Origin of the sequence: Mesorhizobium sp. B2-4-6 (genome assembly GCF_006442775.1) — a bacterium.
Lineage (GTDB): Bacteria > Pseudomonadota > Alphaproteobacteria > Rhizobiales > Rhizobiaceae > Mesorhizobium.
This window is the reverse complement of record NZ_VFVI01000005.1, coordinates 18,571-32,823: the sequence shown is the minus strand read 5'-3', so window position 1 is coordinate 32,823 and position 14,253 is coordinate 18,571. Positions and strand designations below refer to the sequence as shown.

Genomic DNA, 14,253 nt, shown 5'->3' with positions numbered 1-14,253 from the left:
CCGAAATGGTGGGTTTCGAGAACCGGAGCGGAGCGTACTTTTGGGTACGTGAGCACCGGAAATGCAGAAAACCGCCATTTGCAGGCCGGCATCACCTGAATATCGACAGACCTCCGGCGACACAATCTTTGTGGACAGCGACCAATTGATCCGCGTTCTGGGCATTGAGACGAGTTGCGACGAGACGGCGGCCAGCGTGGTGGCGCTGGACGGCGGCTCCGCGCCCGAAATCCTGTCCAACATCGTGCTCAGCCAGATCGAGGAGCACGCGGCCTTCGGCGGCGTCGTGCCCGAGATTGCCGCGCGCGCCCATGTCGAGGCGCTGGACGGCATCGTCGAGGCAGCACTTGCCGACTCGTCCGTCTCGCTCGACGAGGTCGACGCGATTGCCGCGACGGCGGGGCCGGGTCTGGTGGGCGGGCTGATCGTCGGCTTGATGACCGCCAAGGCGATCGCCGCCGCCGCCAACAAGCCGCTGATCGCCATCAACCACCTCGAGGGCCATGCGCTGACGGCGCGGCTGACCGACGGTCTCGATTTTCCCTACCTTCTCCTGCTCGTCTCCGGCGGCCACACCCAGATCGTCGCGGTGCGCTGCGTCGGCGACTACCAGCGCTGGGCGACGACCATCGACGATGCGCTCGGCGAAGCTTTCGACAAAACGGCCAAGATGCTAGGCCTGCCCTATCCCGGCGGCCCGAATGTCGAGAAGGCCGCGGCCAGCGGCGATCCCCGCCGTTTTGCCTTCCCACGCCCGATGAAGGGCTCGGCGCAGCCGGATTTCTCCTTCTCCGGCCTCAAGACCGCGGTGCGCCAGGCGGCAACCGCCATTGCGCCGCTGAGCGACCAGGACATCGCCGATATCTGCGCCTCATTCCAGGCGGCGGTGGCCGACGCATTGGGCGACCGCGTGGCGCGCGCGCTTGCCCGCTTCCGCCAGGAATTTCCCGGCCAGGCGAAGCCGGCGCTGGTCGTCGCCGGCGGCGTCGCCGCCAACCGCACGATCAAGGCAACGCTTGAAACGCTTTGTTCGCAAGCCGGCTTCGCCTTCGTCGCGCCGCCGCAAAAGCTCTGCACCGACAATGCCGCGATGATCGCCTGGGCCGGCATCGAGCGGCTGCGCGCCGGCATCGCCGACGAAAACACCGCCGATTTCGTGCCGCGTTCGCGCTGGCCGCTCGACAGTGTTTCCGCGCCCCTGGTCGGCTCGGGCCGGCGCGGTGCCAAGGCATGAGCGCGAAGATGGCGGGCGGCAGGAAATCGGGCAGCGGCTGGCGCGTTGCGGTGCTGGGCGGCGGCGCCTGGGGCACGGCGCTGGCGCTGGCCATGCTGCGCGCCGGCCATGACATCCGGCTCTATGCGCGCGACACTGAGACCGTCGCTGCCGTCGCCCACGGCGAGAACCCGCGCTACCTGCCCGGCATCCGGATCGCTCCCGGCATCGCGGCCACCAGCGATTTGGCCACGGCGCTCGACGGCGCCGACTGCGTGCTCGCCGTGACGCCGGCGCAGTCGCTGCGCGCGGTCCTGGCCGCCGCACGCAACCATGTGCCTCAGGGAGCGCCGCTGGTGCTCTGCGCCAAGGGCATCGAGCGCGACACCGGCGCGCTGCTGTCGGCGATCGTCGAGGAAAGCCTGCCGGGCAATCCGGTCGCGGCGCTGTCCGGTCCGAGCTTCGCCAGCGATGTCGCGCGCGGCCTGCCGACGGCAGTCGTGGTTGCCGCTCGCGAAGGCGATCTGGCAGCGGAGCTCGCCGCGCGCTTCTCGGCGGAGAACCTGCGCTGCTACTCCAGCGACGACCTGATCGGCGTCGAGATCGGCGGCGCGCTGAAGAACGTCTTTGCCATCGCCGCCGGCGCCGTCACCGGCGCCGGGCTTGGGGCCAGTGCCCAGGCCGCCATGGTGACGCGCGGCTTCGTCGAACTGCGCCGCATCGGCGCCGCCTTCGGCGCCAGGCCCGAGACGCTGATGGGGCTTTCCGGCCTGGGCGACCTGTTGCTCACCTGTTCGTCATCGCAGTCGCGCAACTTCGCACATGGCCTGGCGCTGGGCCAGGGCAAGCCGCTTGCCGGCCTGCCGCTGGCCGAAGGCGTGCCGACGGCCGGCATTGCCGCCCGAATCGCCGCCGAGCGCGGCATCGAGGCCCCGATCATCTCCGCCGTCGCCGCCATCCTCGACGGTAAGATAACCATCGGCCAAGCCGTGACCGCCCTGATGACACGCCCGCTCAAAACCGAAACCGACATCTGAACCCATCGGAGTTGAAAAATGCTGTTTGCGTTGATTTGCAAGGACAAGCCCGGCAGCCTGCAGCTGCGCATCGATACAAGGCCACCCCATGTCGCCTTCCTCGAAGGCCTCAACGGCGAGGGCAAGCTCGCCTTCGCCGGGCCTTTCCTCAACACCGAGGGCAAGCCGGACGGCAGCCTGGTCGTGGTCGAGGCGCCTGATCTGGTAGCGGCGCAGGCGCTGTCGGCGGCCGATCCCTATGCCAAGGCAGGCCTGTTCGAAAGCGTCGAAATCCGGCAGTGGAACTGGACCTTCAACAAGCCGGCGGCTAGTTAATTCGCGAAGCCAAGCGCCGCAGGAGGAGCAATATGAACTACTGGCTGTTCAAGTCCGAACCTTCGGTCTTTTCCTTCGAGGCGCTGAAGGCCAAGGGCAAGGCCGGCACGCAGTGGGACGGCGTGCGCAACTACGCCGCCCGCAACAACATGAAGGCGATGCAAATCGGCGATCTCGGCTTCTTCTATCACTCCAACGAGGGGCTCGACATCGTCGGCATCGCCGAGGTCTGCGCGCTGGCCCATCCCGACACCACGACGGACGATCCACGCTGGGAATGCGTCGACATCCGCGCTTACGAGGACGTGCCGAAGCCGGTGACGCTGGAACAGGTCAAGGCCAATCCCAAGCTCGCCGAGATGGCGCTGGTTCGGCTCGGCCGGCTTTCCGTTCAGCCGGTGACGCCGGCCGAATGGAAAGAGGTCTGCCGCATGGCCGAGCTCAACCCGGCGCCGTGACGAAGCTCACGCCGAAGAGCGCGAAAAAGTTCATCCTCGACAACACGGCGCTGATGGCGCCGCCGCATGTGCCGGAAGTGTTTTTGCATCTCGCCGACGAGGCGCATGATCTGTGGCTGCGCACGGAGGAAGAACTGGCCGAGATCGGCCTGCCGCCGCCCTTCTGGGCCTTTGCCTGGGCCGGCGGCCAAGGTCTCGCCCGCTATGTGCTCGACAATCCCGGAACGGTGCGCGGCAAACGGGTGCTCGACTTCGCTTCCGGTTCCGGCCTCGTCGCCATCGCCGCGGCGAAAGCCGGCGCGGCGGAGATGACCGCCGCCGACATCGATCCGTTCTGCGAGACGGCGATCGCGCTCAACCTCGAAGCCAACGCCGTCGAAGCGCAATTCCTCGGTACGAATTGTGTCGGCTCCGACGATGGCTGGGACGTCGTGCTTGCTGGCGACGTCTTCTACGACAAGGCTTTCGCCGACAGCTTGCTGCCCTGGTTCAAGTCCCTGAACGCGCGCGGCGCCGATATCCTCGTCGGCGATCCGGGTCGCGCCTATCTCCCCAGGATCGGGTTGGAATCGCTGGCCGTTTACCAGGTTCCTGTGACGCGCGTGCTGGAGGACGCCGAGGTCAAGCGCACCACCGTCTGGCGCCTTGCTTGACGCGATCGCCGAACAAGCGTTCCATCGCCTATCGACTTGGAGGGGAAAGCATGGATTTTTCGGTCGTGAACTGGCTGGCGGTGATCGCCGCCGCTGTCGTGGCATGGTTGTTCGGCGCCGCCTGGTACATGGGCTTGAGCAAGCCCTGGCTGAAGGCGGCCAAGCTCGATCCGGCCACCATGAAACGCTCGACCGTTCCCTTCATCGTCAGCTTCGTCGCCGAGCTCATCATGGCGCTTGTCCTGACACTGGTGGTGGGCGCGATAACCGGCGGCGAGCCCAACCCGATCGCGGGGCTGCTGTTCGGCTTCGTGCTCTGGCTCGGCTTCATCGCCACCACGCTTACCGTCAACCACCGCTATGAGGGCTTCGGCTGGGCCCTGACGCTGATCGATGCCGGCCACTGGCTGGGCGTGATGCTGATCATCGGCGCCGTCATCGGCTGGTTCGGCGCACCGGCCGCGCCCGCGGGCTGACCATCATAGTCTATGTCTGCGTCCTCGCCGCTTCCTCGGTAAGCCATTCGCGGAAGGCGGCGATGCGCGCGTCGTCCTTCGCGGCCTCGGGGTAGACCAGGAAATAGGCAAAGTCCGGCGCGACCTTGATGCCGAGCTCGAAAGGGCGCACCAGCCGCCCTTGCGAAAGGTCGTTTGCCACCATGGCGAAGTCGGCCAGCGCCACCGCGTTGCCGTCGAGCGCGGCCTGGGTGGCATCCGTCGAGGACCTGAACACCAGCGTGCGGCTGTCGTCGAAATCGTCGACGCCGGCCGCCTGCATCCACATGCTCCAGTTCGGCCATGTCACGCCCTGCCGTGACCATTCGATGTGCGCCAGCGTATGGTTGAAGAGATCGCGCGGCTCCTTCAGCGGCGGACCCGAGGCAAGGAGTGCCGGGCTGCACACCGGGATGATGATATTTTCGAACAGCCGGTGCGCGGTGAGCCCCGGATATCTGCCGGTGCCGAAGCGGATGCCGACATCGACGTCGTCTAGGTCGAAATCCCGTACATCGTAGGTGATGTCGAAACGCAGCTCGACACCCGGCTTCTGCTTGCGGAAATCGTCGACCCGCCGCATCAGCCATTTCGTCGCGAATTGGGCGTCGAGCGTCACCTTCAGCAGCGCCGTGCCGCGCGTCATCTTGCGGGCGCGGCTGACGGCGCGGTTCAACAGGTCGAGCGCATCGACCGAGGCCTCCAGCAGCACGTTGCCTGCCTCGGTCAGCCGGATGGTGCGGCTGGTGCGCGTGAACAGCACCAGATCGAGCTGATCCTCGATTTCCTTGATCTGATGGCTGACCGCCGCCGGGGTCAGGCCGAGCTCGTCGGCGGCGCGGGTGAAGTTGAGATGCCTGGCGGCCGCTTCGAACGTCCGCAGCGCACGCGTTCCGGGCAGCAGCTTGGACATGCGATCTCCAAATAAAACTTGATAATCGGAAAAGAACTACTCGTTTCCCGTTTGTTTTTCAATCCGGCATGATGGCTTCATCGAAACACTATCAAACCGGATTTGATATCCGGAGAACACGGATAGAGCCATGTCTGAGATCGCCCTGAAGTCCTGCAGTCCCCCGGAACGCCCGTCCGGCCTCACCCTTTGGCTGCGTTCGGCATGCGATTGGCTGCGCCACGCCCGGGTCGCCGCCCGGCTGCCCCACGAGTCGGTCGAAAACCTCTCCGACAGCCAGTTGCGCGACATCGGCGCCGGGCGCCGGGATGTGGCGAAGGCGATGGACCGGGAGCTTCACGAGATCGGGCTGCTCGGCACGGGCTGGCAGAAACCGGGAAAGAGGCAGTAGGGATTAGGCAGTAGGCAATAGGGAAGGAGACGCCTACTGCCTACTGCCTACTGCCTACTGCCTACTGCCTATCTAACTACCCGCACCACCGTCCTGTCCGACAGCAACGGAAGCAGCCTCGCCATGGTCCGCGCCGTCACCGCCACACACCCTTGCGTCGGCGTGAAGCCCGGCCGGGCCAAATGGAAGAAGATCGCGCTGCCACGCCCGCGCCGGCGCGGCGCGATGTTCCAGTCGAGCACCAGGCAGACATCATAGAGCCGGTCGCCGCGCTTCATTCGCTCATGGCTCGCGCCATAGGGGATCTTAACCGGCCGATTGTAATTGCGGTCGTCCGGCACCTCGCACCAGCCGAGATCCGGACCGATCGGGGCCATCGGCAGCCTCGTCCTGCGCCCGCCCGCGAAATGATCGCCCCGAAAATAGCCTGACAGGATGCGCATCGACGCCAACGGCGTCGCGCCGTCCCCTTCATGCTTGTTGGCGGTGATGCCGCCGCGCCCCAAAGCGCAGGGAAACACCGTCTTGCCGGCCTGCAGGAACCCCTGCGCCGGATTGCCGGGCCGTGCGCGAACGACCAAAACACGCAAGGCTTTGGGCAAAAATGCGGCCGCCTCATTGCGCGCGCGTTTTTTCTTGTATGATTGTGTCACGGAACAAATCACTGTGATCGGCTGTTGCGCCGGTGAGCTTCCGCATAAATGGGGGGAGGTCAACTGAATATTCTTTTTAAAACAACGGATTGATCCATGACATCACGCACCATCCTGATCGTCGATGACGACGACGACCTGCGCGCCACCCTGGTCGAGCAACTGGCGCTCTACGAAGAATTCGACGTCCAGCAGGAATCGACCGCCGCAAAAGGCGTTGCCGCGGCGCGCGGCGGCGTCGTCGACCTGCTCATCATGGATGTCGGCCTGCCCGACATGGATGGCCGCGAGGCGGTGAAAATCCTGCGCAAGGGCGGCTACAAGGCGCCGATCATCATGCTGACCGGCCATGACACCGACTCCGACACGATTCTGGGTCTCGAGGCCGGTGCCAACGATTATGTGACCAAGCCTTTCCGCTTCGCCGTGCTGCTCGCGCGCATCCGCGCCCAGCTTCGCCAGCATGAGCAGAGCGAGGATGCGACCTTCTCCGTCGGCCCCTATACATTCAAGCCCAGCCAGAAGCTGCTGATCGATCCGCGCGGCGCCAAGGTGCGGCTGACCGAAAAGGAAGCCTCGATCATCAAGTATCTCTACCGCGCTGACCAGAAGGTGGTGACGCGCGACGTGCTGCTGGAAGAGGTCTGGGGCTACAATTCCGGCGTCACCACGCACACGCTGGAGACCCATGTCTACCGGTTGCGCCAGAAGATCGAGCGCGATCCTTCCAATGCCGAAATTCTTGTGACAGAAAGCGGCGGCTACAAGCTGGTTCCTTAAACATTCATGATCTAGAGCAATTCCAGGAAAGTGTGAGGCGGTTTTCCGTCCGGAATTGCGCTAAAACAAACGGAATGAGCGGGCGGGCGGGACCGCTTCGGGTACGATCCTGGCGCTGGAGGGTGATGGATCGGCTCGTTGCACGCATCGCACGATGCACGGTGGAGCGTTTCGCGCGCCCAAGAGGGCGCGCCGCTCCAAAGGAGGGACTGGACTGACCGCTCGGGGACACAGCTAGGATGGCGCTGGATGACGACATCCACATACTGTCCAGCGTGAAGCTTTTCCAGGGCTTTACGCAGGAACAGCTGCGCCTGCTCGCCTTCGGCGCCGAGACCACCCTGCTGCAGGCCGACCGCAAGCTCTATCTCGAGGATGACGAGGCCGACTCCGCCTATATCGTGGTCAAAGGCCGCATCGCGCTCTACCGCGAACAGGGCGGCGAGCGCGTCCCGATCGGCACGGCTGGCCCGGGCGCGATGCTGAGCGAGTTGGCCCTGATCGCCGACACCAGGCGGCTGACCAGCGCTTCTGCGGCGATCGATTCGGAAGTGATCCGGTTGAGCCGCAAGATGTTCCGCCGCATCCTGGAGGAGTATCCGGACCTCGCCGTGCAACTGCACGCGCGCATCCTGGAGGAATTTCAGCAGATGATCGCCCGCATCGAGGAACTGGCGCCGCGGTTTACGGGGTAGCGGTAGGCGTCGGCCAGAGAGCGCCTTCGTCATTCTAGGGCGGAGCAAGGAGCGAAGCGACGCGCGCAGGACCCTAGAATGACGACCGCAAAGGCAGGCGCCTCCCCTCCCGCCGTCCCACGCTAATCCAGGTCGAACCGTGCAATAACCGGCACATGATCGGACGGCTTCTCCCAGCCGCGCGCCGCCCGCAGGATCTCGTAGCCGGTGAAGCTCGGCACCAGATTGGCTGACGACCACACGTGATCGAGCCTGCGCCCCCTGTTGGAGGCTTCCCAGTCCTTCGCGCGGTAGCTCCACCAGGTGTAGAGTTTCTGCTCGGGGGGCACGTTGAGCCGCATCAGGTCGACCCAGCCGCCGGCCTCGCGCATCGCCTCGAAATTTGTCGTCTCGACCGGCGTATGGCTGACGACGTTGAGCAATTGCTTGTGCGACCAGACGTCATGCTCCTGCGGCGCGATGTTCAGGTCGCCGACCAGGATCGAGGCGGATAGCTCGTCCTGGCACGCCGGCATGCCGTTCATCTCATGGACGAAATCGAGCTTGTGCCGGAATTTGCGGTTGATCTCCGGGTCCGGCTCGTCGCCGCCGGCCGGCACGTAGAAATTGTGGACCACCACCGACTTGCCGCCCGCCCGTACCCTGACCGACAGATGCCGGCTGTCGTCGATCTCGCAGAACCGCCGCTTCTCGACCAGTTCGATAGGACGGCGGGCGACGGTGGCGACGCCGTGATAACCCTTCTGGCCGTGGAACAGGATGTGCTCGTAGCCCGCCTTGCGGAAGGCTTTTTCCGGGAACAGCTCGTCGGGAACCTTGGTCTCCTGCAGGCACAGCACGTCGGGAGCGTGCTCTTTCAGGAGCCGCTCGACGATCGGCATGCGCAGGCGCACGGAGTTGATGTTCCAGGTGGCGATGGTGAAGGGCATGCGGCGGAATCCAGGACGGCGAAAGTCGCCGCACTAGTGCCAGCCAAGCGCGACAAAAACAAGCTAAGCGACAACGGTCGAGGTCAGCGCTCCCCCTCTTCGCTCTGCCGGGCCTCTCTCCTCGTAAACGGGGAGGAAGAGCTTATCTGGTTTTCGTATTCAGCTCGCGGTTCGCGGTATAGTCGATGGCAAACGTGTCCGGCGGGAAGCTGACGCCTTCCTTGGTGTTGAAGATCATCACCGTGGTGTCCTTGCCTTGAGCATCGGTGATCGTCCACTGGCGCAGATCATAGGTCTTCGGGTCGAACATCATGGTGATCATCGCATTGCCGAAGACCGACTTGTCGGAAAGCTTGATGGTGGTCAGGTCGTCCTCTTCCTTGATGGCCTTGACGCGCCCGCCGGAGAGATCGATCCGGTCGTCGAGCAGCAGCTTCAGCGGCGTCTTCGACAGCGGATAGAGGTCGGAGGTGTTGAGCTTCTTGTTGAGGATCACCACCGACTTGCCGTCGGAGATGACGCGGAAGTTCGAGGAGCCGTCATAGTTGAAGCGGATCTTGCCCGGGCGTTCGAGGAAGAACTTGCCGCCGGTCTGCTCGCCTTTCGGGCCGAACTGGACGAACTCGCCGCTCATCGACTTCACCGAGGAGAAATGGTCGGCGATCTTCTGCGCCGCCGGCGGCACGGCGGCCTGCGCCGCGGCCACGAGCTGGTAGCCCGGGACGAGGTTGAGAGCGGCGACTCCGCCAAGCATCAGGCCGAGGCCGAGGACCTGGCGGCGGGTGATGGCGAATTCTGTCTGGGTCTTCATGCCGGTCGCTTCCTGTGATTCGTGTCGCCGCAGTTTCTGGACTCCCACTGGGGCTTAAGTTTGGCGGGTGCGCGGCAGGTCCACAGCCCGTCGCATTGAACGCGCCAGACGATTTCCGGTTGCTTGCTGACCCGGGCTGGCGTCTGGCCGGCCAGGGTTTGTCGAGATCCGGGCCGGGCCGGCCTCGCCTGGATTTCTATAGCCCTAGAACTTGTCCTCTTCGGTCGGCACCAGAATCTCGCGTTTGCCGGCATGGTTGGCCGGGCCGACAATGCCTTCCTTCTCCATCTTCTCGATGATCGAGGCGGCGCGGTTGTAGCCGATGCCGAGCCTGCGCTGGATGTAGCTGGTCGAGGCCTTGCCGTCGCGCAGCACCACCGCCACCGCCTGGTCGTATGGATCGTCGGAATCCTCGAAATTGCCGCCGCCACCGCCGCCGGAGCCACCCTTGCCCGACGGACCGTCCTCGTCCTCGTCCTCGTCGTCCTCGGTGATGGCGTCGAGATATTCCGGCACGCCCTGCAGCTTCAGATGCCCGACGACCTTCTCGACCTCGTCGTCCGACACGAACGGGCCGTGCACGCGCTGGATGCGGCCGCCGCCGGCCATGTAGAGCATGTCGCCCATGCCGAGCAACTGCTCGGCGCCCTGCTCGCCAAGGATCGTGCGGCTGTCGATCTTCGACGTCACCTGGAAGGAGATGCGGGTCGGGAAATTGGCCTTGATGGTGCCGGTGATGACGTCGACCGACGGGCGCTGCGTCGCCATGATGACATGGATGCCGGCCGCGCGCGCCATCTGCGCCAGCCGCTGCACCGCGCCCTCGATGTCCTTGCCGGCCACCATCATCAGGTCGGCCATCTCATCGATGATGACCACGATATAGGGCATCGGCTCGAGATCGAGATCCTCGGTCTCGTAGATCGCCTCGCCGGTCTGGCGGTCGAAACCGGTCTGCACCGTGCGCGAGATCTTCTCGCCCTTCCTCTCGGCCTGTTGGACGCGGGCGTTGAAGCCGTCGATGTTGCGCACGCCGACCTTGGACATCTTGCGGTAGCGGTCCTCCATCTCGCGCACCGTCCATTTCAGCGCGACGACCGCCTTCTTGGGGTCGGTGACGACCGGCGTCAGCAGATGCGGGATGCCGTCATAGACCGAGAGTTCGAGCATCTTCGGGTCGATCATGATCAGCCGGCATTCCTGCGGCGTCAGCCGGTAGAGCAGCGACAGGATCATGGTGTTGATGGCGACCGACTTGCCCGAGCCGGTGGTGCCGGCGACCAGCACGTGCGGCATCTTGGCGATATCGACGATGACCGCCTCGCCATTGATGGTCTTGCCCAGCGCCAGCGCCAGCTTCGCCTTGGTCGTCTCGAAATCGCGGCTGGCCATGATCTCTCTGAGATAGACCGTCTCGCGCTTGGCGTTGGGCAGCTCGATGCCGATGGCGTTGCGGCCGGGCACGACGGCGACGCGGCAGGCGATCGCGCTCATCGAGCGGGCGATATCGTCGGAAAGGCCGATGACGCGCGAGGACTTGATGCCGGGCGCCGGCTCCAGCTCGTAGAGCGTGACGACGGGACCGGGGCGGACATGGATGATCTCGCCCTTGACGCCGAAATCCTCCAGCACGCCTTCGAGCAGGCGCGCGTTCTGCTCCAGCGCGTCCTTCGACAGGCTTGGATCCTTGGCGACGTTCTTCGGCTCGGACAGGAAATGCAGCGATGGCATCTCGAACGTGTCGGAACCGATCAGCGAGGTCTGCGCCTCGCGCTGGACGCGCCCGCCCGGCACGGGTCGCGCCGCCGGCGCGGCGACGCGGGTCGCCGCATCGGAGCGGAAATTCTGCACCTTGGCGCCCGGCCCGGCGCGGCGCCGGGCTGGTCCTTCGTCGTCGAAATCGTCAAGGTCGACGCCTTCGTCATCCTCGTCGCCGAAAATGTCTTCATCGACCGGGTCAACCGAAGCGGTGCGATCATTGACCATGGCGGCGAAGAATTCCGGCTCGACGCGGGCGCGACCGCCGGGGCTCATGCGGGCCTCGGCGAACTCGGCCGATTCGACCCGCTCGGCGGCGCGTCGCCAGGCGCTGGCTTTCGGTTCCATTGGCGGTTCGAATTCGTTGCGCTCGCGCCTCCGCCGCTCGGCGCGGCGATGCAGGAAGGCGCGGAACGACAGCCACCAATGGGTGACGGCGCCGAGCGCGAGGATGCCTTCGTCGCCCTCGTCCTCATCATCGTCGAACAACATCTCGTCCTGCTCGCGCGGATCGGGCCGGGCGGCGCGCTCCATGACGGCAAAGCCGTTCTTGCGCGCGATCAGCGCCGAGCCATAGGCGAACAGCCACAACATCGGCGCGGCGAGGATGACCGCTATGATGCTGGCGAAAAGCCCTTTCGGGTAACCGCCGACCGCGATGCCCGGGATTTTCAGCACCATGTCGCCGAACACGCCGCCGAGCCCGGTCGGCAGCGGCCAGGTGTTGGGCGGCGTCACGCAGCCGACGATGGCCGCGGCGAGAAGCGCGAAGCCGAACCAGGCGAAGCCACGCTTCGGCAATTTGTCGACGCCGCGCGCGGAAAACAAAAGGAAGCCCCAGATCACCGCCGGCACCAGCCCGGCGACGGCGGCAAGGCCGAAGAACTGCATGGCGAGGTCGGAGAACACCGCGCCGGCATAACCCATGGCGTTGGTGACGACATTGCTGGTGGCGTGCGAGAAGCTCGGATCGGCGACGTTCCATGTGGCTAAGGCCGCAATGCCGAAGGCGGTGAACAGGAACAGCCCGGCGCCGACCAGCCGCCCGACCTGACGCCGCGCGAATGCCTGGATGCCGTGCCCCGTATCGGTCAGCGCGAGCGGTGCTGAGGCGCCTGAACGCATGCTCTTCCCCGTGATCGTTGCCTGGCCGGGCGCATGGCGCATTCCGGCAGATTCGAACGCCAGACTATCGGGGGGAAGGTTAAGGCCGCATTAACCATGGCCATTTACCGGGCCTCGGCTCGAACAAAGGTGGCAGGCCTCGCGGCCCGCCACCCTTGCCTTGAAATGACGAAACGATCGGGCCCTTCCGGACCCGACCTGCCGCAGATCACCTGTTGCCGACGTAGGTTACCAGATTGCCGCAGAACTCGGCGTGAGGCTTGCTCATCGCCGCGTCCTGGCATTCCTTCATCATCATGTCCTGCTTGTCCTTGGGCATCGCCGCCCAGGCTGCTTTGAAGTCGGCCTCAGGCTTCATGGTCTTCATGCTGGAATCGGTGAAGAACGGGTCCATGTTGGCCGGCTCATCGAGAGCGCCGGCAAGTGCAACGCCGCTGATCATCGAAAGAGCCATTGCTCCCAGGAAGATGTTCTTGAAGTTCATCAGTTGATTCCTTCCCTCTTGTTTGGCGGGCGCCTGGATGACGCTCGCTATCCCATTACGGAATCTGGAGGGTCGATGTTTCACGCAGGTTCGATCAAGTGAATGTGATCGAAACTTCGCTTGGCAGGCGCCAAACAAAAAAGGAGGCCCGGAACGTTGTCCCGGGCCTCAAGGCGTGAGCCCCTTTCGGGAGCGTCACGACGGGATCTTGGGAGGAATTCGGGCCGGCGGGAGGATCCGCCGGCCCCTGACGAAGACGGCCTTACGGCACCACTTCGCCGTGCTGGGTGACGTCGAGGCCTTCCACCTCTTCCTGGGTCGACGGACGCAGGCCGACCAGGGCCTTAACGATGTAGAGGATCACGAAGGTAGCGATCGCCGTCCACAGGATGGTGAAGACGATGCCGTAGAGCTGCTTGCCTACCGAAGCATCCTTGCCGAGGGCGTTGATGGCCGGATCGGCGAGCGCGCCGGTGAGCAGCGCGCCGACGATGCCGCCGACGCCGTGGACGCCGAAGGCGTCGAGCGAGTCGTCATAGCCGAACGCATGCTTGAGCTTGACCGCCGAGAGGTAGCAGACCACGCCGGCGATGATGCCGACGATGAAGGCGCCGGTCGGGTTGACGAAGCCGGAAGCCGGCGTCACCGCGACGAGACCGGCGACGGCGCCCGAGATGATGCCCAGAACCGAAGGCTTCTTGGCGACGATCCATTCGGCGAACATCCAGGCCAGCGCCGCGGCGGCGGTGGCGACCTGCGTGTTCATCATGGCGGCACCCGCGAGCCCGTCGGCGGCGAGTTCCGAACCGGCGTTGAAGCCGAACCAGCCGACCCACAGCAGCGAAGCGCCGATGACGGAATAGACCAGATTATGCGGCGCCATGTTGGTGGTGCCGTAGCCTTCGCGTTTTCCGAGAACCAGCGCGCAGACCAGGCCCGCGACACCGGCGTTGATGTGGACGACCGTGCCGCCGGCGAAGTCGAGCACGCCGGCCGCGCCAAGGAAGCCGCCGCCCCACACCCAGTGCGCGATCGGCGCATAGACGAAGACCAGCCACAAGCCCATGAAGATAAGCAGCGCCGAGAATTTCATACGCTCGGCGAAGGCGCCGGCGATCAGCGCCGGCGTGATGATGGCGAAGGTCATCTGGAACATCGAGAAGACGAACTCGGGGATGTTCGAGACACCCGGCAGCCAAAGCGTCGAGACGGTGATGCCATGGTGGAAGAACCGCGAGAAGCCGCCGATATAAGCATTCAAGCTGGCGGAGTCATTGGTCGTGAAGGCCAGCGAATAGCCGAACATGAACCACAGCACGGTCACCAGGCAGGTGATGGCGAAGCTCTGCATGATGGTGGCGAGCACGTTCTTCTTACGCACCATGCCGCCGTAGAACAGCGCCAGGCCCGGGATGGTCATCATAAGCACCAGCGCCGTCGAGGTGAGCATCCAGGCGGTGTTGCCGGTGTCGAGCGCCGGCGCCGGCGCGGCGGGTGCTGCCGGGGCGGCTTCCTGCGCGATGGCGGCGACGGTGCTCATGGCC

General features: G+C 65.0%; 16 protein-coding genes. 9 read left to right on the top strand and 7 right to left on the bottom strand.

Annotated features, from left to right (window positions below):
- Positions 1–148: 148 nt before the first annotated feature.
- Genes tsaD through FJ957_RS14960 form a run of 6 tightly spaced genes read left to right on the top strand, consistent with a single transcriptional unit; the run spans position 149 to position 4,152 of the window.
- Entirely contained in the window at positions 149–1,234 is a 1,086-nt protein-coding gene (gene tsaD, locus FJ957_RS14985; protein ID WP_181180585.1) for a tRNA (adenosine(37)-N6)-threonylcarbamoyltransferase complex transferase subunit TsaD, read from the top strand.
- The gene (locus tag FJ957_RS14980; RefSeq protein WP_140832573.1) at positions 1,231–2,250 is read left to right on the top strand and encodes an NAD(P)H-dependent glycerol-3-phosphate dehydrogenase; all 1,020 of its coding nucleotides are present in this window, start codon (positions 1,231–1,233) and stop codon (positions 2,248–2,250) included. Before tsaD ends, FJ957_RS14980 begins: the two co-directional genes overlap by 4 nt.
- A gap of 18 nt (positions 2,251–2,268) precedes the next feature.
- The gene (locus FJ957_RS14975) at positions 2,269–2,565 is read left to right on the top strand and encodes a YciI-like protein (protein ID WP_140832571.1); all 297 of its coding nucleotides are present in this window, start codon (positions 2,269–2,271) and stop codon (positions 2,563–2,565) included.
- Positions 2,566–2,597: 32 nt separating this feature from the next.
- On the top strand, positions 2,598–3,023 hold the full coding sequence (locus FJ957_RS14970) for an EVE domain-containing protein (protein WP_140832568.1): 426 nt from the start codon (positions 2,598–2,600) through the stop codon (positions 3,021–3,023).
- Positions 3,020–3,676: a methyltransferase gene (locus FJ957_RS14965; protein WP_140832565.1), complete on the top strand. Its 657-nt coding sequence runs from the start codon at positions 3,020–3,022 to the stop codon at positions 3,674–3,676. The genes FJ957_RS14970 and FJ957_RS14965 overlap by 4 nt, the downstream gene beginning before the upstream one ends.
- 50 nt (positions 3,677–3,726) lie before the next feature.
- A complete protein-coding gene (locus FJ957_RS14960) occupies positions 3,727–4,152 on the top strand; it encodes a DUF1761 domain-containing protein (RefSeq protein WP_140832563.1) in 426 nt (141 codons plus the stop codon).
- A 10-nt stretch (positions 4,153–4,162) separates the two neighbouring features.
- Here FJ957_RS14960 and gcvA read toward each other — a convergent pair whose 3' ends face one another.
- Positions 4,163–5,083, bottom strand: coding sequence for a transcriptional regulator GcvA (gene gcvA / locus FJ957_RS14955; RefSeq protein ID WP_140832560.1), 921 nt, complete (start codon positions 5,081–5,083; stop codon positions 4,163–4,165).
- Positions 5,084–5,213: 130 nt separating this feature from the next.
- On the opposite strand from gcvA, the gene FJ957_RS14950 reads away from it, so the two are divergent.
- Positions 5,214–5,474 carry a hypothetical protein gene (locus FJ957_RS14950; RefSeq protein ID WP_140832557.1) on the top strand — a complete coding sequence of 87 codons (261 nt, stop codon included), beginning with the start codon at positions 5,214–5,216 and terminating at the stop codon, positions 5,472–5,474.
- A 68-nt stretch (positions 5,475–5,542) separates the two neighbouring features.
- On the opposite strand, the gene FJ957_RS14945 is transcribed toward FJ957_RS14950, so the two are convergent.
- On the bottom strand, positions 5,543–6,076 hold the full coding sequence (locus FJ957_RS14945) for a L,D-transpeptidase (protein ID WP_246685852.1): 534 nt from the start codon (positions 6,074–6,076) through the stop codon (positions 5,543–5,545).
- Positions 6,077–6,223: 147 nt separating this feature from the next.
- Here FJ957_RS14945 and FJ957_RS14940 point away from each other — a divergent pair, with 147 nt between their 5' ends.
- Positions 6,224–6,907 (top strand): response regulator transcription factor, encoded by a 684-nt coding sequence (locus tag FJ957_RS14940; RefSeq protein WP_040991447.1) that lies wholly within the window; start codon positions 6,224–6,226, stop codon positions 6,905–6,907.
- Between the two features lie 239 nt (positions 6,908–7,146).
- Positions 7,147–7,602, top strand: a complete 456-nt coding sequence (locus tag FJ957_RS14935) for a cyclic nucleotide-binding domain-containing protein (protein WP_140832551.1) — start codon at positions 7,147–7,149, stop codon at positions 7,600–7,602.
- Positions 7,603–7,724: 122 nt separating this feature from the next.
- Here the strand turns inward: FJ957_RS14935 and xth are convergent, their stop codons facing one another.
- From xth to FJ957_RS14910, 5 genes are all read right to left on the bottom strand, one after another.
- On the bottom strand, positions 7,725–8,531 hold the full coding sequence (gene xth / locus FJ957_RS14930; RefSeq protein ID WP_140832548.1) for an exodeoxyribonuclease III: 807 nt from the start codon (positions 8,529–8,531) through the stop codon (positions 7,725–7,727).
- A 142-nt stretch (positions 8,532–8,673) separates the two neighbouring features.
- Positions 8,674–9,342, bottom strand: coding sequence for an outer membrane lipoprotein carrier protein LolA (locus FJ957_RS14925; RefSeq protein WP_140832545.1), 669 nt, complete (start codon positions 9,340–9,342; stop codon positions 8,674–8,676).
- Between the two features lie 204 nt (positions 9,343–9,546).
- On the bottom strand, positions 9,547–12,225 hold the full coding sequence (locus FJ957_RS14920) for a DNA translocase FtsK (protein WP_140832542.1): 2,679 nt from the start codon (positions 12,223–12,225) through the stop codon (positions 9,547–9,549).
- 208 nt (positions 12,226–12,433) lie between these two features.
- Entirely contained in the window at positions 12,434–12,709 is a 276-nt protein-coding gene (locus FJ957_RS14915) for a hypothetical protein (RefSeq protein ID WP_140832539.1), read from the bottom strand.
- A 262-nt stretch (positions 12,710–12,971) separates the two neighbouring features.
- The gene (locus FJ957_RS14910) at positions 12,972–14,249 is read right to left on the bottom strand and encodes an ammonium transporter (RefSeq protein WP_281407679.1); all 1,278 of its coding nucleotides are present in this window, start codon (positions 14,247–14,249) and stop codon (positions 12,972–12,974) included.
- Positions 14,250–14,253 lie beyond the last annotated feature (4 nt).